The sequence below is a fragment of the Pseudomonas nitroreducens NBRC 12694 genome, assembly GCF_002091755.1.
Classification (GTDB): domain Bacteria; phylum Pseudomonadota; class Gammaproteobacteria; order Pseudomonadales; family Pseudomonadaceae; genus Pseudomonas; species Pseudomonas nitroreducens.
Genome location: NZ_BDAI01000001.1, coordinates 636,706 through 654,526, shown reverse-complemented (window position 1 = coordinate 654,526; position 17,821 = coordinate 636,706). Strand labels below are relative to the sequence as shown.

The window sequence follows — 17,821 nt, the reverse complement described above, 5'->3', positions numbered from 1 at the left end:
ATCTCTGGCGGGGATGCCACCAGCATAGCCGTCAGCGCGGATAGAGCGGCGGCAGGCTGCTGGCCTCCGGCGCCGGCGGTGCGTCCGGGTCGGCACCGGGCAGGGTGCGGATGGCGCGCCAAAGGTCTTCGCCCTGCCAGTTGCGTCCGCCTTCGCTGTCGCTGTAGAGCGCACCGTTGAGGCCATCCAGCGCATCGGACAACGGCACGAAGCGCGCTGCCATGTCGGCCAGGGTTTCCGGTTGTTGCCGGGCCCAGGCATCCAGCGCCTGGCGGGTGGCATGCGAGTCGTTGGCCTGGCAGGCGCGGCGCAATTCATCCAGCAGGGTGCGAGTACTCGGGCCGGCCTGCGCCACGCGAATGACCGCCGGCTGGCTGCGGGCGCGCCACCACAGGGCGAAACCGAGCAGGGTGGTCAGGCTGAGCAGTGCGCAGGCGAGCTGCCAGGGCCAGAGCAGCGTGTCGCTGACTGCCGCTTCGCTGAGGGCTGCGGTGGGCTCGATGTGTTCTTCCAGTTGTGCATTGGCGGCGACTTGCAGGGTGCGCGCCGGCAGGCTGGTGCGCTCGACCCGGCGCTCCTGGGTATTCCACCAGACCACTTCCACCGGCGGCAGCTCGACCGGGCCGGCCTTGTCGGCGATCAGCGCTTCGCGTTCCTCGCGGCTGCCGATCATGCCCTGGTCACTGCTTTCGTTGGCCAGCTGCGGCTGGTCCGGGTAATGGCGCAGGCCTTCGGGCAGGGTGACCGGCAGCGGCGGCAACTGGGCGCCGGACAGGCCATCCACGCGCAGCATGATGTTGCGGGTCAGCGATTCGCCGGCCTTGGCTTCCTCGGGCTGCGGGCTCCAGGTCTCGCTCAGGCTGAGCGAGCGGGCCGGCAGCCAGGGTGCGTCCTTCGGGTAGTCCGCGGGCTTGGGGTCGATCTGCAACGGGATGCTCGGCGAGGTGACCAGCACCTGCTTGCCCGGCTGCGGGCCGAACGGGTTGTAGTCATCGTCGTTGCGGCGCTGGGCAACCTGAGTGGCCTTGAAGGTCTGGCCGGGGATCTCCAGGGTGCCGCTCTTCTGCGGGAAGATCGCGTAGCGCACTTCGATCACGCCATGGCGAACGCCGTTGATGTCCTTCTCGTAGGTGCGTGGCTCGCCCAGTTGCTCGACGCGGGCGTCGTTCATGCGCAGCGGGCTGAGGCTGCTGTCGTCGTACAACGACACCGAGTGGTAGATGCGCAGGGTGAGGATGACCTGGGCCTGCACCCAGCTTTCCTCGTGGTCGACGCTGGCGTCGATGAACACCGGCGCGAGCTTCTGTCCCTCGGCGCTGTCCTCGGCCTTGAGCACATCGAGGCTGATCGGCTCGCTGGCGTTGCCGCCCAGGTGGATCGGCGGGATTTCCACCTTGCCTTCGCTGCGTGGCTGCAGGGTGATGATCCAGCGCGTGGTGGCCTGGGCCTTGCCGTTGAGTGTGGTGAGGCGGTTGACCTGGCGGGTGCCCAGGACCACGAAGTGCTCGTCCAGCGGTTTCAGGTCGGGCTTGCCGAACAGCGTCGGGTCATCGGACTCCAGCGTCAGCTCGACGCTCTCGCCCTGGTTCAGGCGCGCACGGTCGACGCTGGCGGTGAAGCTGGCCTCGGCGCGGAAGGCGGCGAGGCAGAGCAGGGTCAGGCAGATCAGCCTTTTCATGGGTTGGGTTCCTGGCGCTGCTGCTGTTGCTGGTACCAGAACTTGCGACGCAACAGTTCGGACGGATCGTCGGGAATCTGCCGCAGCCACTGTTCCAGGGCCTGACGGCGCTCGTCTCCCAGTGGACCGGCATCTTCCGGGTTGGTTTCCTGATCTTCGCGAACGTCGCCGTCGGGCTTGTCGGCCTGGCTGGTGGTGGGTTTGTCGGCTTCCTGCGATGGGGTCTTCGCCGCCGGTGCCGGTTGCGAGTCACGTTCGCCGGCGTTGTCCTCCTCGTGCTGCTGATCCTGAGGCTGGGCGGCCTGGGGATCGCTGCTCTGTCCGGCGTCGTGGTTTTCTTCGGGGGGCTGGTCGGTGCCGTCGCCGGGCGGATTGTCCTTGCGTTGGCGCAACAGGTCTTCGAGGAGGGCTTTGTTGCGCTTGGCGGCCTCCAGGTCGGGGTTGCGTTCAAGTGCCTGGTCGTAGGCGTCGATCGCGGCTTCCAGCTCGTTCTGTTTCGCCAGGGCGTTGCCGCGGTTGTAGTGGTCGGCGGCCTCGTCACCCTGGGCGAAGGCCTGGGCGGCGTCGACATAATCGCCGGCTCGATACAGGGCCAGCCCCTTCCAGCGGAAGTCAGCGAAGCGCTCGGCCGCCTCGGCCGGCTTGCCGGCGTCGAGCAGGCGCTGGCCCTGCTGGTCGGGGCGCAACCAGAGATCGTTCAACTCGAAGGCATTGGCGTCCTGCGGCGGCGCCCAGAGCAGCGGCAGCCACAGCGGCAGGCTGAACAGCCAGCCGCGCCGCCCGGCGCAGGCGGCGAGCAGGAGCAGTGGCAACAGCAGCCAGTAGCCCTGGTCGGCCCAGCGCTGCAGGCGTAGCAGTGCATCTTCCTCGCTGACCTGCAGGCCCTGGGTGTTATCCAGCAGGCCGAGGGAGCGCAGGTCGCCGCTGCTGGCGCGCAGGCGCTGGAAGCGGCCGCCCATGTCGGTGGCGAAGACGCGCAGCCCATTCTCGTCCAGGCGTGGCACCAGGATGTTGCCCTGGTCGTCCTTGAGGAAGGTGCCGTCTTCCTGGGCGATGGGGGCGCCGCCGGGCGTGCCCACGGCGAGCAGCAGCAGATCCTTGCCCTTGCCCTTGAGCGCCTGGCGAATGCCCTGGCGTTCGCGGGCGTCCAGCGCACTGGTGAGCAGCAGGATCCGGCCGTTGCCCTCAGCGCCGTTGTCGAGCAGGCGTCGCGCCTGGGCGACGGCAAGGTCGGCGCGCTGGCCGGGCTCGGGCATGATCGAGGGTTTGAGGGCGTCGAGCAGGTTGCGTGCGGTGCCCAGGTCATTGGACAGCGGCACCAGCGTGTGGGCGCTGCCGGCGTAGACGACGATGGCGGTCTGCGCGTCGCTGCGTGCCTGCAGGAGGTCGAGCAGCTTGCGCCGGGCCTGTTGCAGGCGCGTCGGCTTGAGGTCGGTGGCGAGCATCTGCGGTGTGAGTTCCAGCACCACCACCAGCGGGTCGCTGCGCTCCATGGTCGGTTGCTCCACCTGCTGCCAGCTCGGGCCGAGCAGGGCAAGCACCGCCAGCAGCCAGGCGATGCCCAGGTAGATCCATGGGCGGCGTTCATGACGGCCGTTGCCGCCGGCCAGCAGCCAGGGGTGGAAGGCCTGGGGCAGCAGCAGCTGCCAGCGGCCGGCGCGGCGCTCACGGTGCCAGAGCTTCCACAGCAGCCAGCCGAGCGGCAGCAGCAGGATCAGCCACAGCGGGTGCAGCAGGTGCGGCCAAAGGTTGCTCATGGCCGGCGCTCCTTCTTCAGGCGCGCCATCCAGGCCGGCCAGCGCCAGTCCTCGGGCGGCCACAGCGTGCCCACCACCAGCGCTGCGCTGATCAGCAGTGCCAGCAGCAGCGGCCAGCGGTACAGCGCGATGGCCGGGCGCGCCTGGGTCGGCTTCTGTTCCACCGGCTCGAGCCGGTCGAGGCTGTCGGAGATGCGCTGCAACTCTTCGCCATTGCGTGCGCGGAAGTACTCGCCGCCGGTGCTTTCGGCGATGGCCTTGAGCGCCGGCTCGTCCAGGTCCAAGCCCGGGTTGAGGCCGAACAGTCCGGCGACGCCGCCCTGCTTGGGATCGGCGCCGATGCCGATGGTGTAGACCTTCACGTGCTCGTCGGCGGCCAGGCGTGCGGCGGTCTGCGGGGATATCTCGCCGGCGGTGTTGGCGCCATCGGTGATCAGCACCAGCACGCGGCTCTCGGCCGGGCGCTGGCGCAGGCGCTTGACCGCCAGGCCGATGGCGTCGCCCAGGGCGGTGTCCTTGCCGGCGATGCCGATCAGCGCTTCGTCCAGCCAGATGCGCACGGTGTGGCGGTCGAAGGTCAGCGGCGCCTGCAGATAGGCGCGGGTGCCGAACAGGATCAGCCCGACGCGGTCACCCCGGCGACCTTCGATGAAATCACCGAACAGTTTCTGCACGGCGTGCAGGCGACTGACTTCCGCGCCGTCCCAGGTCATGTCGGCGTAGTCCATGGAGCCGGAGACATCCACCGCTAGCAGCAGGTCGCGGCCGGTGGCGGGGATCGGCAGTGGCTCGCCGACCCACTGCGGGCGCGCCGCGGCCAGCAGCAGGCAGAGCCAGAGCAGGGCGAAAGGCGCCTGTTGGCGCCAGGCCGGCAGGCGCGCACGGGCACGGCGGCCGGCGAGCCCTTCGAGTTCCTTGAGGAAGCTGACCTTGAGCGCCGCCTCGCCATTGTCGGCCGGCGGCAGGATGAAGCGCATCACCCAGGGCAGCGGGGCGAGCAGGAATATCCACGGCCAGGCGAATTCAAACATGCTTGCGCACCCAGGTTTCCACGGCGGCGGCGAGGCCGTCGATGGCCTTGTCGTCCAGCTTGCACTCGGCGCGGTAGCCGCCTTCCACCAGGATCATCCAGCGGGTCAGGCCGGCGGCCGGGCAACGGGTGTCGAGGAAGGCCAGCCAGGCACGGCCGCTCAGGGTATGGCTGTGGCTGTCCGGCCAGCGGGCGCGCGACAGTCGTTTGAGCAGGCCATTGAGCGATTGCAGCCAGGCGCCGGCCGGCGCGCGGTCATAGGGGCGCGGCAGGCGCTTGAGTTCTTCCAGGGCGGCTTCGCGCAGCGGGTCCAGCGGGGCTTCTGTGGCCACCTTGGCCTTGCGTCTGGGCAACCAGCGCTGGCGATTGCGCCACAGCAGCCAGAGCAGAAGCGGCAGCAGCGCGGCGAGCAGCCACCAGCCAGGCGCCGGGGGCCACCAGGGCACCGTCGCCGGTTCGATCAGCGGTTGCAGTTGGTCGAGGGGATTCATTTGGCATAACCCGGCTGATGCTGTTCCAGCAGGTTGCGCAGCTGCTCCACCAGTTCTTCCTGGGTGGTCAGCGGCAGCAGCGGCACGCCAAGGCGCAGTGCAAGGCGCTGCCAGCGCTCGCGGCGGGCCTCGCCGAGGGCGCGGTAGGCCAGGCGCTGCTCGTCGATGTGGGTGTCCAGTTCCAGCTGTGCCTGGCCCTCGGCAAACCTCAGCAATCCGGCGGCGGGCAGGGCGTGGTCGAGCGGGTCGGATACCGGCAGCATCACCAGGTCGGTGTGCCGCGCCAGCAGGGACAATTGCTGCTCGGCCACGTCGCTGAGCGCGCGCTCGTCGCACATCACCATGATCAGGCTGCCGGGACGCAGCACCTCGCGGGCGCGGCGCAGGGCCATGCCGAAGCCGTCGCCGTTGTGGCTGAGGTTGGAGCCGGCGAGCAGGGCGTTGTTGGCGCGCACGATCAGGTTGAACAACTGCAGCAGGCTCTGTTTGCTGCGCCGTGGCTTGATCTCGTGGCATTCGCTGTCGGTGAACACCAGCCCGCCGATGCGGTCGTTGTGCGCCAGCGCGGCCCAGCCGACGAAGGCCGCGGCACGGGCGGCGAGCACGGACTTGAACGACTGCCCGGAGCCGAAGAACATCCGCGCGCTCTGTTCCACCAGGACGTAAACCGGGCGCTCGCGCTCTTCATGGAACAGCTTGGTGTGCGGCTCCTGGGTGCGCGCGGTGACGCGCCAGTCGATGGTGCGCACATCGTCGCCGGCCTGGTACACGCGCACCTGGTCGAAGTCCACGCCACGGCCGCGCAGGCGCGAGTGGTGCAGGCCGATCAACGGGCTGCGCCGCGAAGGCGTGGAAAACAGCTGGACTTCGTGCAGGCGGTGACGGATCTCGATCAGCTCGCCAAGGGAAATCGCGACGCCAGGCGCCAGGACATTGTGCATGTCAGGCGACGGCGACTACGTCGAGGATGCGCTGGACCACGCGGTCCTGGTCGATCCCGGCAGCTTCCGCCTCGAAGGTGAGGATCAGGCGGTGGCGCAGCACATCGAAGAGCATCGCCTGGATGTCCTCGGGGCTGACGAAGTCGCGGCCGGCCAGCCAGGCGTGGGCACGCGCGCAACGGTCCAGCGCGATGGAGCCCCGCGGGCTGGCGCCGTAGGACAGCCATTCGGCCAGCTCGGCGTCGTACTTGGCCGGGGTGCGTGTGGCCATGATCAGTTGGACCAGGTATTCCTCCACGGCGTCGGCCATGTACAGGCCAAGGATTTCATGGCGCGCGGCGAAGATGGCTTCCTGGGTGACCCGGCGCTCGGGCTTGGTTTCGCCGTTCAGCGCTTCGCCTCGGGCCTGCTGGAGGATGCGGCGCTCCACGGAGGCTTCCGGATAACCGATCTTCACGTGCATCAGGAAGCGGTCGAGTTGGGCCTCGGGCAGCGGGTAGGTGCCTTCCTGCTCGATGGGGTTCTGCGTGGCCATCACCAGGAACAGCGGTGGCAGGTCGTAGGTGCTGCGGCCCACGCTGACCTGGCGCTCGGCCATGGCTTCGAGCAGCGCGGACTGCACCTTGGCCGGCGCGCGGTTGATTTCGTCGGCCAGCACCAGGTGGTGGAAGATCGGCCCCTGCTGGAACACGAAGCTGCCGTTCTCCGGGCGATAGATCTCGGTGCCGGTGATATCCGCCGGGAGCAGGTCGGGGGTGAACTGGATGCGGTGGAACTCGGCCTCCAGGCCTTCGGCCAGGTCCTTGATCGCCTTGGTCTTGGCCAGGCCCGGTGCGCCTTCCACCAGCAGGTGGCCGTCGGCGATCAGGGCGATGAGCAGCCGCTCGATGAGCTTTTCCTGGCCGAGGATCTGGCTGGAGAGATACTGGCGCAGTGCAAGGAGCGACTCACGATGTTCCATCGCGTGGATTTCCTGGACGAAGGGTGGGGCTGTCGGGCCGCCTACTTTACTGCATCGGCCGTCACTCTTGCAGCGCTGCGCTTCGAGCCTTGTGCGGCGCTAGTGGTTCCTGAGTTGCCCGGCCGCCAGGCAGCGGGGTCAGCAGGCGCAGGGAAGTATTGGGGTTGAGCTGGCGGCGCATGTCGCGTGCGCCGCCGTGGACCACTGCGAAGCGGTAGACCCAGGCCACCAGGCGCGGCATGCCGGCGTCCAGCAGCATGCGGTGGAACAGCTCGTCCGCCTCGGCCTTGGTCACCGGGGCGACATTGAGGAACTGGTACAGCGCGTCATGCACCAGGCTGGCGTGGTGCGCCACCGGCCAGAACATCTCGCGTTCCTGCTGCTGGCCGTGGCGCAGGCACTGCACGCTTTCCAGATGCTCCCACCAGTCCGGCGTGCCAAGCGTCGCCATCCAGAAGAACGGCACTTTCGGCGAGCAGCCGTCCCAGGCATAGGTGCGGGTGCAGCCGAAGTCGTAGCTCACGGTGCCGGCGCTCAGGTCGACATGGGCGGGGCCGGGGTTGATGACGATGCGCCCGTCGTGCACCACCAGCCATTCGCTATAGAAGTAGCGGCCTCTGAACAGCGGAGCTTCGCGGACCAGCGGGAAATCGATGTAGTTGATCCACGGGCCGTTGCGGTCGCGGCTGCAGAAACCCCACTCGTCCACCGAGCGTTCCCGCGCAGCCTGCACCCGGCGCAGGCGTTCGTCCCGGCCAACGATGCGCGGCAGCAGCACGCCGAGATAGACCGGGACCGCGCCGATCAGCAGCGGCCGCACGGCTTCATCGAGGAACAGCCAGGCCAGCACGAGCAGCGCCGCGCCCAGCAGGGTGACCAGCAGGTTGTCCAGATGGCGCAGCAGCGGGCGGCGCAGGGGAGGGTGGCGTTGCATGGCGTCCGTTCCAGGCGAGGGGCCGCCATGATAGCGCTTTGATATTTCCTCGGGCAGTTGCGGAACGATCGTGCCGCAAATTCTGTCGTTTCCCCAGAGCGTGGTGGCTGCATGCCGTTGAACGAATATGTCGCAGCCCCGTAAGCCAGCGGCGGCCCAGTCCCGATAAGCTCGGTGGGATCGGTGACCGCCCGGTCGGGGCTGTCAGTCGAGGGTCACACTGCCCGGCTATACCTGTGGCCCGACACAAGACGATATGCGTTCTACGCTCAATCCAATAATTCGAGCCCAGCGGAGTAACAACATGGCGTTCTTCACCGCAGCCAGCAAAGCCGACTTCCAGCAACAACTGAAAGCGGCCCTGGCGCAGCACGTCGACGACAAGGGTCTGCCACAAGTGGCCCTGTTCGCCGAGCAGTTCTTCGGCTTCATCTCCCTCGACGAATTGACCCAGCGCAGGCTGTCCGATCTGGTCGGCTGCACCTTGTCTTCCTGGCGCCTGTTGGAACGCTTCAACCCCGCCCAGCCGATCGTCGCGGTGTACAACCCCGACTATGAAAAGCACGGCTGGCAGTCGACCCACACCGCCGTGCAGGTGCTGCACCCGGACCAGCCGTTCCTGGTCGACTCGGTGCGCATGGAACTGAACCGCCGCGGCTACAGCATCCACACCCTGCAGACCAACGTGCTCAGCGTGCGCCGCAATGCCAAGGGCGAGTTGCTGGAGATCCTGCCCAAGAACAGCACCGGCAAGGACGTGCACCAGGAATCGCTGATGTACCTGGAGATCGACCGCGTCTCCCAGACCGGCGAACTGCGCACCCTGGAGAAGGCCCTGCTGGAAGTGCTCGGCGAAGTCCGCCTGGCGGTCGCCGACTTCCCGGCCATGCGCAGCAAGGCCGAGGAGCTGCTGGCCTGGCTGGGCAAGTCCAAGGTCAAGGCCCGCGCGGAAGAGACCGCCGAAGTGCGTGCCTTCCTCGAATGGCTGCTGGACAACCACTTCACCTTCCTCGGCTATGAAGAATTCACCGTGCAGGAGGAGGCCGATGGCGGCCACCTGGTGTACGACGACAAGGCTTTCCTCGGCCTGACCAAGCTGCTGCGCGCCGGCCTTAACAAGGAAGACCTGCACATCGAGGACTACGCGGTGGCCTACCTGCGCGAGCCGGTGCTGCTGTCCTTCGCCAAGGCCTCCCAGCCCAGCCGCGTGCACCGCCCGGCCTATCCGGACTACGTATCGATCCGCGAGATCGACGCCAAGGGCAAGGTCGTCCGCGAGTTCCGCTTCCTCGGCCTGTACACCTCGGCGGTCTACGCCGAGAGCGTGTTTGACATCCCGTTCATCCGCGGCAAGGTCGCCGCCGTCCTGAAGAACTCCGGCTTCGACAGCAAGGCGCACCTGGGCAAGGAACTGGCGCAGATTCTCGAAGTGCTGCCGCGCGACGACCTGTTCCAGACCCCGGTGGACGAGCTGTATGCCACCGCCATGTCCATCGTGCAGATCCAGGAACGCAACAAGATCCGCCTGTTCCTGCGCAAGGACCCCTACGGTCGCTTCGCCTACTGCCTGGCCTACGTGCCGCGCGACATCTACTCCACCGAAACGCGGATGAAGATCCAGCAGGTGCTGATGGAGCGCCTGAAGGCCAGCGACTGCGAGTTCTGGACCTTCTTCTCCGAATCCACCCTGGCCCGCGTGCAGTTCATCCTGCGCGTCGACCCGAAGAACCGCATCGACGTCGATGCTGCCCAGTTGGAGCAGGAAGCCATCCAGGCCTGCCGTTCCTGGCAGGACGATTACGCCGCACTGGTGCTGGAGAACTTCGGCGAAGGGCAGGGCAACAACCTGCTGGAAGACTTCCCCAAAGGCTTCCCGGCCGGCTATCGCGAGCGCTTCGCCCCGCACTTCGCCGTGGTGGACCTGCAGCACCTGTCCAGCCTGGGCGACAGCCGCCCGCTGGTGATGAGCTTCTACCAGCCGCTGGCCCAGGGTGAGCAGCAGCTGCACTGCAAGCTCTACCACGCCGACACGCCGCTGGCCCTGTCGGACGTCCTGCCGATCCTGGAGAACCTCGGCCTGCGCGTACTCGGCGAGTTCCCCTACCGCCTGCGCCACACCAATGGCCGCGAGTACTGGATCCACGACTTCGCCTTCACCTACGCCGAGGGCCTGGACGTCAACATCCAGGAACTCAACGAGACCCTGCAGGACGCCTTCGTCCACATCGTCAACGGCGATGCGGAGAACGACGCCTTCAACCGCCTGGTGCTGACCGCCGGCCTGCCGTGGCGCGACGTAGCCCTGCTGCGCGCCTACGCGCGCTATCTCAAGCAGATTCGCCTGGGCTTCGACCTGGGCTACATCGCCAGCGCGCTGAACGCCCACGTGGACATCGCCCGCGAACTGGTGCGCCTGTTCAAGACCCGTTTCTACCTGGCCCGCAAGCTCACCGCCGAGGACCTTGAAGACAAGCAGCAGAAGCTGGAACAGGCGATTCTCGCGGCCCTGGACAACGTCCAGGTGCTCAACGAGGACCGCATCCTGCGGCGCTACCTCGACCTGATCAAGGCGACCCTGCGTACCAACTTCTATCAGCCCGACGCCGCCGGGCAGAACAAGAGCTACTTCAGCTTCAAGTTCAACCCCAAGGCCATTCCGGAAATCCCGCGGCCCACGCCCAAGTTCGAAATCTTCGTCTACTGCCCGCGGGTGGAAGGCGTGCACCTGCGCTTCGGCGACGTGGCCCGTGGTGGCCTGCGCTGGTCCGACCGCGAGGAGGACTACCGCACCGAAGTGCTGGGCCTGGTGAAGGCGCAGCAGGTGAAGAATGCGGTGATCGTGCCCACCGGCGCCAAGGGCGGCTTCATCCCGCGCCGCCTGCCGCTGGGTGGTTCGCGCGATGAGATCCAGGCCGAGGCCATCGCCTGCTACCGCATCTTCATCTCCGGCCTGCTGGACATCACCGACAACCTCAAGGAAGGCAACGTCGTGCCGCCGGCCAACGTGGTCCGCCAAGACCCGGACGACCCCTATCTGGTGGTGGCGGCGGACAAGGGCACCGCGACCTTCTCCGACATCGCCAACGGCATTTCCGCCGACTACAACTTCTGGCTCGGCGACGCCTTCGCTTCCGGTGGCTCCGCCGGCTACGACCACAAGGGCATGGGCATCACCGCCCGCGGCGGCTGGGTCTCGGTACAGCGCCACTTCCGCGAGCGCGGCATCGACGTGCAGAAGGACAGCGTCACGGTCATCGGCATCGGCGACATGGCTGGCGACGTGTTCGGCAACGGTTTGCTGATGTCCGACAAGCTGCAGATGGTCGCGGCCTTCAACCATATGCACATCTTCCTCGACCCCAATCCGGACCCGGCGGCGAGCTTCGCCGAGCGCCAGCGGCTGTTCAACCTGCCGCGCTCCAGCTGGGCCGACTACGACGCCTCGCTGATCTCCGCCGGCGGCGGCATCTTCCTGCGCAGCGCCAAGAGCATCACCCTGACCCCGGAAGTGCGCGCGCGCTTCGACATCGACGCCGAGCGCCTGACCCCGACCGAGCTGATCCACGCGCTGCTCAAGGCGCCGGTGGACCTGCTGTGGAACGGCGGCATCGGCACCTACGTGAAATCCAGCGATGAAACCCATGCCGACGTCGGCGACAAGGCCAACGATGGCCTGCGCGTGGACGGCTGCGACCTTCGGGTGAAAGTGGTGGGCGAGGGCGGCAACCTCGGCATGACGCAGCTGGCGCGGGTCGAATTCGGCCTCAATGGCGGCGCGTGCAACACCGACTTCATCGACAACGCCGGTGGTGTGGATTGCTCCGACCACGAGGTGAACATCAAGATCCTGCTCAACGAGGTGGTGACCGCCGGGGACATGACCAGCAAGCAGCGCAACAAGCTGCTGGCGGAAATGACCGACCAGGTGTCCGACCTGGTGCTGGGCAACAACTACAAGCAGACCCAGGCGTTGTCCCTGGCCGAGCGCCGTGCCCGCGAGCGCATCGCCGAGTACAAGCGCCTGATGAGCGACCTGGAAGGCCGCGGCAAGCTGGACCGCGCGCTGGAATTCCTGCCTACCGACGAGGGGCTCGCCGAACGCATCGCCGCCGGGCAGGGCCTGACTCGGGCGGAACTGTCCGTGCTGATTTCCTACAGCAAGATCGATCTGAAGGAGCAGCTGCTGGGCTCGCTGGTGCCGGACGATGACTACCTGACCCGCGACATGGAAACGGCCTTCCCGCAGACCCTGGTCGACACCTTCGGCCCGGCCATGCGCAGGCACCGCCTGAAGCGCGAGATCGTCAGCACGCAGATCGCCAACGACCTGATCAACCACATGGGCATTACCTTCGTGCAGCGCCTGAAGGAGTCCACCGGCATGACGCCGGCGAATGTGGCAGGTGCCTACGTGATCGTGCGCGATGTCTTCCACCTGCCGCACTGGTTCCGCCAGATCGAGGCGCTGGACTACCAGGTGCCGGCGGAAGTGCAACTGACCCTGATGGACGAACTGATGCGCCTGGGCCGCCGCGCAACGCGCTGGTTCCTGCGCAGCCGCCGCAACGAGCAGGATGCCGCCCGTGACGTGGCGCATTTCGGTCCGCGCATCGCCGCCCTTGGCCTGAAGCTCAACGAACTGCTCGAAGGCCCGACCCGCGAGCTGTGGCAGGCGCGTTACCAGGCCTATGTTGACGCCGGTGTGCCGGAGCTGCTGGCACGCATGGTCGCCGGCACCAGCCATCTCTACACCCTGCTGCCGATCGTCGAAGCGGCCGACGTCACCGGCCGCGACCCGGCCGACGTGGCGCGCGCCTACTTCGCCCTGGGCAGCGAGCTGGAACTGACCTGGTACCTGCAGCAGCTCAGCTCCCTGCCGGTGGAGAACAACTGGCAGGCGCTGGCCCGCGAGGCCTTCCGCGACGACCTGGACTGGCAGCAGCGGGCAATCACCGTCTCCGTGCTGCAGATGCAGGACGGTCCGGCGGAAATCGATGCGCGCGTGGCACTCTGGCTGGAACAGCACGCCCCGATGGTCGCCCGCTGGCGCGCCATGCTCGTCGAGCTGCGTGCTTCCACCAGCACGGACTACGCCATGTACGCCGTGGCTAACCGCGAGCTGCTCGACCTGGCGCAGAGCAACCAGCAGGGTGTGTGCCCTGTGTGATGCGCCAGCCTGATTGACGTTTTGATGCTCCAGCCCTGCCAAGTGCGGGGCTTTTTTTGCCTGGATCTGCACGTCTGCCAGCCCGGGAACGGGGCGTATTCGCAGGCAAGCGCTTCTGCGAAGAGCGTTCCGCAGTTTGACTGGGCTGTAGGAGCGAGCCTGCTCGCGAACAGTTCTTAGGGCTTTGGCTCTGAAGGATTTCCAGGCAAATGTCCGGGCGGGCCGAAGTGTCCCTTGCAGGAGGCGGAAGGGCCCGGGTATTGCTCGCGAAGCGCAAAACGGGATGGAGGGGCGAGAAACCTGCCTAGCTTACGTCGCTTGGCCAGGCAGGGGACATGACACGGACGCTGCGCGCCTTTCAAAGGGGCGCACCCCCCCCCCATCAGAAGCAAGAGCATCGCGGATAGGCAGAACGACAGCACTGGCCCGTCGGGGGCGTCCAGCGGTAGTCAGGAACACGAAGAACGCGAAATCAGCTCCCGCTCCGCCCATCCTCGCGGGGCTCGGTGAGAGCCCGGCGGTACTTGGCGTACAGCTCATCGGACATGTTGCTGGTTCCCAGCATCTTCAGCGCGAAGGACTTCACCTGTTCGTTGCTGTAGGGCTCCTGCTGCGGCGCGGGCTGACTGGCGCAACCCACCAGCCACAGGGGCAGGGTCAGGGAGAGAAGGGCGAGGGCACGGTTCATGGATTCACACGCAGGCTGGTTCGGGATGGTTGTCAGGCTATCAACCGCTCGAGGTGAGCAGAAATCATCCCGTTCGATAGTGGGTATCGTTTCTGGCAACTTCGGACGCTTTTGTCTGACGGAAAGTTCCCTGCCTGCGGTGTTTTACGGCGAATGCAGATATGCTTTCCGGCTGTTCATCTCTCTTCAGGACTCCCTCATGAAAGCGCAACTCGTCGAACTCCTCACGCTGATCAGCTCCGGCTGCCTGGCGGAGGAAGAGATCCAGCAGATCGCCGACGAGGCCTCGCAGGCCTATGCCGATCCGGCCGCCTTCCTCGCGGCCAATGCAGACATCAACTACGACGACAGCTTCCCCATTCCCCTGGGCGAATGGGTCGTGGTCGGCAGCCTGCCGGAAATCGTGCTGTTCATGGGCGACAGCTACGAGGAGCTGTTCGGCGAGATCCGCGCCTCCTTCGACCCCAGCGTCAATTTCGTGCTGCAGGCCAAGCAACTGCGCAAGGCGGATCCGCTCACCGCGCTGAATCGCATCCAGACCCAGCTCGGCGCGCTGTATCCGGAAAAGGGCGGGTACGTGCTGGTGGATTTCAGCGAGCCGCTAGATACCGAACTGCAATGCGTGCTGGTGTATCGAAACGACCTTGAGCGCTTCATGGCACTTTGCGTGGAAATCGGCATTCCTGCCAAGCCAGCGTTGCAGGCCGCCCAGGAAGCGGATCAGGACTGATCCGCCTGGGTCATCAGGAGCAGGGCGGCCAGGTCCACCAGGGTCTGGCCACCGATGCAGCGCGAGGGAAGGTCTCCCTGCTCGATCCAGCGTTGCACAATGGCTTGGCGATCACCCAGGCCGATCAGCTGTGCAAAGCGCTGCGGCGTCACGTAATAGCCACCCGCGAGCAAGTCCGGGGTGAATCCTCTTCCCTGCCTCATCTCGTGTCCCGCACCATCATGCCCCTTGATCCACGGGCTTGCGCCTCGGTCTGGATAGCCAATTTATCCTAGTAGTTGGGGTGTTTTTCGGGGCCTTCGCAGTCTCGGAGATGGACGACACATGATAAAGAAACGTTTCCTGTTCACCGCAGGAGAGAGACTACGGGCGCTGCGCTCGCTGACGGGGTTGTCGCGCCGCGCCTTCGCCGAGACGGTCGGCATGAAGGCCAAGGATGTGGAGAACATCGAGTATGGCAACCAGCGCATGCGGGACCTGGATTTCCAGAAGGTCTGCAGTGTGTATCCGGATTTCAGCCGCTGGATCACCTATGAAGGGCCGATCGATCCGGCCGAGGTGAGCTGGAAGGTGGAAGATTCCGCTCAGCGGGCAGCGGTCTACCTGGTGAAGCGCAATCCGCAGCTGTTGGCGACGGCGGGACTCAGTCTCGAGGAGTGGCAGGCCAGGCATCATACGATGCTGGAAAGCCTGGACGAGGAAGAGCGTCATCTCCACGAGGATGCGCCTGAGGTGTGACGCCGCGGGTCAGTTTTTGCTGCCGACATCGCGCAGGTAAGTGATCACATCCTGTGCTCCGGCCTCTTGCAGTCCTTGGCCGAAGGCATCCGATGCTGGATTGTCCCTGGGCAACAGGAGGCTCTCCGGAGTTTCCGAGTTGAACAGGCCGAAGCGCGCATAGGGCATGCCGGTTTCCAGCAGCAACTCCATGAAAGCGGCGTCGCTCCAGGCTCTGGACGGCATGGCCAGCATGTGGAAGTCGCGCTGCAGTTCATCCAGGACAGAAGCCTGCAACGCGAAGCGCTGGATTCGCGCGGGCAGGACGATCTCCAGCCCGCGGCGGCGGGCATAGACCACCGCGTTGGCCAGTTCGCAGGGGTGATTATCGTCGTCCCAGAACAAGCGCTCACCGTGCCAGCCGGCGCTGCGTAACTGCAGTTGCGTCTTGCGTTCGAAGCCGGGCAGGGCCACGCCCAGGACCTTGGTGAAATCGTTGTAGCTGATGATGCGCACCTTGCGGCACTGCTCGCAGTTGGAAAGCTCCTCCAGCCCTGCAAGCGGGCTGTCGATGAGGCCGCGGCAGCACAAGCCGTCGATGCTGCGCATGTCGACTGCGGGATGTTCCTCGTGGCGGCTGCTTACCAGGCGCTTGAGTACGGCGTGGATGCGCGCCTTGTCCTCCTGCACGGGGCCGGAGAGCGCTCCGCGCGGCAGGTCAATCAGTCGGTACAGCGGCGGCCCGGACTGCCAGCCGAGGCCGGCGGGCCAGTCGGGTAGCGGTTCGAAGGGCAGGGACAGGCTCCGGCTGCGTTCGACGATGTTCCGTCCATCGGCACTGCCGATGCCCAGGCGTTGGGCAAGGGCAGCCAGCCGACTGGTCACGCTGCGGGGGCGAGGTGGTTGACTCATGGACGACGCAAGACTCCCGATGGCCGACTGGTCAGTGCAGGAAGCGCCGGGCCGGATGCGCGGCGTATTGCCCTAAGCATAGAAAACCCTGGCGCCGTTGGGCGCATGCGTTGTGGCAAAATTCTTTCCTTCACTTCCGGGAGGCCTCCATGGCTTGCGTTGTGCTGGATATTTCTCTGTCGGCGGATCGGCTGCAGGCGCTCTATCGCGGGCATGCCAACCGGGTACAGGTACGTAGCCGCGATGGCCGGCAGGTCAACCTGCCTGCGCATCACCTGCGTCCATTCGTCACTCACTCCGGAGTGCACGGCAGCTTCGAGCTGGAATTCGATGATTCCGGGCGGCTGCTGGCGCTGCGTCGCCTCGCTTGAGCGAGGGCAGGCTGGCTATAATAGCGCCCCATTTTGCCGACCGATGCCCGACCATGTACAGCCTGGCCCGCGAGCTCCTGTTCAAGCTCTCCCCGGAAACCTCCCATGAATTGTCCATCGACCTGATCGGTGCCGGCGGCCGCCTGGGCCTCAATGGCCTGCTGGCGCAGGCGCCCAGGAGCCTGCCGGTGAAGGTGATGGGCCTGGAGTTCGCCAATCCCGTGGGACTGGCGGCCGGCCTGGACAAGAACGGCGATGCCATTGATGGCTTCGCCCAGTTGGGCTTCGGTTTCGTCGAGATCGGCACCGTTACCCCGCGTCCGCAACCGGGCAACCCCAAGCCGCGCATCTTCCGCTTGCCGCAAGCCACCGCGATCATCAACCGCATGGGCTTCAACAACCACGGCGTCGATCACCTGATCGAGCGGGTCAAGGCGGCGAAGTACAAGGGCGTGCTGGGCATCAACATCGGCAAGAACTTCGATACCCCGGTCGAGCGCGCGGTGGATGACTACCTGATCTGCCTGGACAAGATCTACCCCCACGCAAGCTATGTCACGGTCAACGTCAGCTCGCCGAACACCCCCGGCCTGCGCAGCCTGCAGTTCGGCGATTCGCTCAAGCAGCTGCTCGAAGCACTGCGCCAGCGCCAGGAAGACCTGGCCGTGCAACATGGCCGTCGTGTGCCCCTGGCGATCAAGATCGCCCCGGACATGAGCGACGAGGAAACCGCGATGGTCGCGGCTGCGCTGATCGAATCGGGCATGGATGCGGTGATCGCCACCAACACCACCCTTGGCCGCGAAGGCGTCGAGCACCTGCCGTTCGGCAACGAGGCGGGCGGCTTGTCGGGCGCTCCGGTGCGCGAGAAGAGTACGCACATCGTCAGGGTACTGGCCGGCGAACTGGGTGGTCGCCTGCCGATCATCGCGGCCGGCGGTATTACCGAAGGCGCGCATGCAGCGGAGAAGATCGCTGCGGGGGCGAGCCTGGTGCAGATCTATTCCGGCTTCATCTACAAGGGCCCGGCGCTGATTCGCGAGGCAGTGGACGCTATTGCAGCGGCCAAGCGGGTGTAAGGACGGGGAGCAGAAATAAGTGGGGCTCCTTTCGGAGCCCTTGGGCTTGCGCCCTTTTCCGCCCGGATGGGGCGGCTTGGGGAAGTCGTGGGTGACCCTGGATTCAGCCTGTTGCGTGCTGCAATTGGTTCACTCGTTGAATACCGGCGGCGCCGGTCAAACCATCCCAGTTGTCACCGCGGCCCTCACGCCAGCCGTTGAGCCAGGATTGCCGGGTAGTGGGATGGGTAAACGGACAGAGGTCGCGAGATTTTCCAGTAATGCCGTGCTGATAACCGCGCAAAAAGGCTCTTTCCAACGGATCACGCTTAAGTCTTCTCATAGGGTGTTGCCCTCACTTGTTGACTGTTATGTCCCGTTGGCCC

16 protein-coding genes are annotated in these 17,821 nt (G+C 66.2%); 5 read left to right on the top strand and 11 right to left on the bottom strand.

The window, feature by feature from the left end; translation table 11 throughout:
• Nucleotides 1-31: 31 nt before the first annotated feature.
• The 7 genes from PNI01S_RS03040 to PNI01S_RS03010 all read right to left on the bottom strand — a co-directional run bounded on the left by PNI01S_RS03040 (nt 32) and on the right by PNI01S_RS03010 (nt 7,792).
• Nucleotides 32-1,678 (bottom strand): BatD family protein, encoded by a 1,647-nt coding sequence (locus PNI01S_RS03040; RefSeq protein ID WP_084357406.1) that lies wholly within the window; start codon nt 1,676-1,678, stop codon nt 32-34.
• The gene (locus tag PNI01S_RS03035) at nt 1,675-3,435 is read right to left on the bottom strand and encodes a vWA domain-containing protein (protein WP_084357405.1); all 1,761 of its coding nucleotides are present in this window, start codon (nt 3,433-3,435) and stop codon (nt 1,675-1,677) included. Before PNI01S_RS03035 ends, PNI01S_RS03040 begins: the two co-directional genes overlap by 4 nt.
• Nucleotides 3,432-4,466 (bottom strand): vWA domain-containing protein, encoded by a 1,035-nt coding sequence (locus tag PNI01S_RS03030; protein WP_024765098.1) that lies wholly within the window; start codon nt 4,464-4,466, stop codon nt 3,432-3,434. Before PNI01S_RS03030 ends, PNI01S_RS03035 begins: the two co-directional genes overlap by 4 nt.
• Nucleotides 4,459-4,956: a DUF4381 domain-containing protein gene (locus tag PNI01S_RS03025; RefSeq protein WP_084357404.1), complete on the bottom strand. Its 498-nt coding sequence runs from the start codon at nt 4,954-4,956 to the stop codon at nt 4,459-4,461. Before PNI01S_RS03025 ends, PNI01S_RS03030 begins: the two co-directional genes overlap by 8 nt.
• Nucleotides 4,953-5,897 (bottom strand): DUF58 domain-containing protein, encoded by a 945-nt coding sequence (locus PNI01S_RS03020; protein ID WP_024765096.1) that lies wholly within the window; start codon nt 5,895-5,897, stop codon nt 4,953-4,955. The genes PNI01S_RS03025 and PNI01S_RS03020 overlap by 4 nt, the downstream gene beginning before the upstream one ends.
• Before the next feature lies 1 nt (nt 5,898).
• Complete coding sequence (locus PNI01S_RS03015) at nt 5,899-6,858, bottom strand: AAA family ATPase (RefSeq protein WP_038803712.1); 960 nt, start codon at nt 6,856-6,858, stop codon at nt 5,899-5,901.
• Between the two features lie 61 nt (nt 6,859-6,919).
• Nucleotides 6,920-7,792: a DUF1353 domain-containing protein gene (locus tag PNI01S_RS03010; RefSeq protein WP_024765095.1), complete on the bottom strand. Its 873-nt coding sequence runs from the start codon at nt 7,790-7,792 to the stop codon at nt 6,920-6,922.
• Between the two features lie 304 nt (nt 7,793-8,096).
• Between PNI01S_RS03010 and PNI01S_RS03005 the strand changes: the two genes are divergently transcribed.
• Entirely contained in the window at nt 8,097-12,959 is a 4,863-nt protein-coding gene (locus PNI01S_RS03005; RefSeq protein ID WP_084357403.1) for an NAD-glutamate dehydrogenase, read from the top strand.
• A gap of 472 nt (nt 12,960-13,431) precedes the next feature.
• Here the strand turns inward: PNI01S_RS03005 and PNI01S_RS03000 are convergent, their stop codons facing one another.
• Complete coding sequence (locus PNI01S_RS03000; RefSeq protein WP_037012057.1) at nt 13,432-13,647, bottom strand: hypothetical protein; 216 nt, start codon at nt 13,645-13,647, stop codon at nt 13,432-13,434.
• A 199-nt stretch (nt 13,648-13,846) separates the two neighbouring features.
• Here PNI01S_RS03000 and PNI01S_RS02995 point away from each other — a divergent pair, with 199 nt between their 5' ends.
• Nucleotides 13,847-14,377, top strand: coding sequence for a hypothetical protein (locus PNI01S_RS02995; protein ID WP_024765093.1), 531 nt, complete (start codon nt 13,847-13,849; stop codon nt 14,375-14,377).
• On the opposite strand, the gene PNI01S_RS02990 is transcribed toward PNI01S_RS02995, so the two are convergent.
• Nucleotides 14,368-14,580, bottom strand: coding sequence for a helix-turn-helix domain-containing protein (locus PNI01S_RS02990; RefSeq protein WP_024765092.1), 213 nt, complete (start codon nt 14,578-14,580; stop codon nt 14,368-14,370). The genes PNI01S_RS02995 and PNI01S_RS02990 overlap by 10 nt on opposite strands.
• Before the next feature lie 121 nt (nt 14,581-14,701).
• On the opposite strand from PNI01S_RS02990, the gene PNI01S_RS02985 reads away from it, so the two are divergent.
• Nucleotides 14,702-15,115: a helix-turn-helix domain-containing protein gene (locus tag PNI01S_RS02985; protein WP_024765091.1), complete on the top strand. Its 414-nt coding sequence runs from the start codon at nt 14,702-14,704 to the stop codon at nt 15,113-15,115.
• Between the two features lie 9 nt (nt 15,116-15,124).
• Here PNI01S_RS02985 and PNI01S_RS02980 read toward each other — a convergent pair whose 3' ends face one another.
• Entirely contained in the window at nt 15,125-16,006 is an 882-nt protein-coding gene (locus PNI01S_RS02980) for a DUF6685 family protein (RefSeq protein ID WP_024765090.1), read from the bottom strand.
• 149 nt (nt 16,007-16,155) lie between these two features.
• Between PNI01S_RS02980 and PNI01S_RS02975 the strand changes: the two genes are divergently transcribed.
• Complete coding sequence (locus PNI01S_RS02975) at nt 16,156-16,377, top strand: DUF2835 domain-containing protein (RefSeq protein WP_024765089.1); 222 nt, start codon at nt 16,156-16,158, stop codon at nt 16,375-16,377.
• 53 nt (nt 16,378-16,430) lie between these two features.
• Entirely contained in the window at nt 16,431-17,456 is a 1,026-nt protein-coding gene (locus tag PNI01S_RS02970) for a quinone-dependent dihydroorotate dehydrogenase (RefSeq protein WP_084357402.1), read from the top strand.
• Between the two features lie 103 nt (nt 17,457-17,559).
• Here PNI01S_RS02970 and rmf read toward each other — a convergent pair whose 3' ends face one another.
• Nucleotides 17,560-17,778, bottom strand: coding sequence for a ribosome modulation factor (gene rmf, locus PNI01S_RS02965; RefSeq protein WP_081519407.1), 219 nt, complete (start codon nt 17,776-17,778; stop codon nt 17,560-17,562).
• Nucleotides 17,779-17,821 lie beyond the last annotated feature (43 nt).

What these genes read in the sequence shown, in the direction of transcription:
- PNI01S_RS03000 (WP_037012057.1), bottom strand. Translation starts at nt 13,647, where the DNA reads ATGAACCGTGCCCTCGCCCTTCTCTCCCTGACCCTGCCCCTGTGGCTG.
- PNI01S_RS03010 (WP_024765095.1), bottom strand. Translation starts at nt 7,792, where the DNA reads ATGCAACGCCACCCTCCCCTGCGCCGCCCGCTGCTGCGCCATCTGGAC.
- PNI01S_RS02985 (WP_024765091.1), top strand. Translation starts at nt 14,702, where the DNA reads ATGATAAAGAAACGTTTCCTGTTCACCGCAGGAGAGAGACTACGGGCG.
- PNI01S_RS02990 (WP_024765092.1), bottom strand. Translation starts at nt 14,580, where the DNA reads ATGAGGCAGGGAAGAGGATTCACCCCGGACTTGCTCGCGGGTGGCTAT.
- PNI01S_RS02975 (WP_024765089.1), top strand. Translation starts at nt 16,156, where the DNA reads ATGGCTTGCGTTGTGCTGGATATTTCTCTGTCGGCGGATCGGCTGCAG.
- PNI01S_RS03035 (WP_084357405.1), bottom strand. Translation starts at nt 3,435, where the DNA reads ATGAGCAACCTTTGGCCGCACCTGCTGCACCCGCTGTGGCTGATCCTG.
- PNI01S_RS03025 (WP_084357404.1), bottom strand. Translation starts at nt 4,956, where the DNA reads ATGAATCCCCTCGACCAACTGCAACCGCTGATCGAACCGGCGACGGTG.
- PNI01S_RS03020 (WP_024765096.1), bottom strand. Translation starts at nt 5,897, where the DNA reads ATGCACAATGTCCTGGCGCCTGGCGTCGCGATTTCCCTTGGCGAGCTG.
- rmf (WP_081519407.1), bottom strand. Translation starts at nt 17,778, where the DNA reads ATGAGAAGACTTAAGCGTGATCCGTTGGAAAGAGCCTTTTTGCGCGGT.
- PNI01S_RS03040 (WP_084357406.1), bottom strand. Translation starts at nt 1,678, where the DNA reads ATGAAAAGGCTGATCTGCCTGACCCTGCTCTGCCTCGCCGCCTTCCGC.
- PNI01S_RS03005 (WP_084357403.1), top strand. Translation starts at nt 8,097, where the DNA reads ATGGCGTTCTTCACCGCAGCCAGCAAAGCCGACTTCCAGCAACAACTG.
- PNI01S_RS03030 (WP_024765098.1), bottom strand. Translation starts at nt 4,466, where the DNA reads ATGTTTGAATTCGCCTGGCCGTGGATATTCCTGCTCGCCCCGCTGCCC.
- PNI01S_RS03015 (WP_038803712.1), bottom strand. Translation starts at nt 6,858, where the DNA reads ATGGAACATCGTGAGTCGCTCCTTGCACTGCGCCAGTATCTCTCCAGC.
- PNI01S_RS02980 (WP_024765090.1), bottom strand. Translation starts at nt 16,006, where the DNA reads ATGAGTCAACCACCTCGCCCCCGCAGCGTGACCAGTCGGCTGGCTGCC.
- PNI01S_RS02970 (WP_084357402.1), top strand. Translation starts at nt 16,431, where the DNA reads ATGTACAGCCTGGCCCGCGAGCTCCTGTTCAAGCTCTCCCCGGAAACC.
- PNI01S_RS02995 (WP_024765093.1), top strand. Translation starts at nt 13,847, where the DNA reads ATGAAAGCGCAACTCGTCGAACTCCTCACGCTGATCAGCTCCGGCTGC.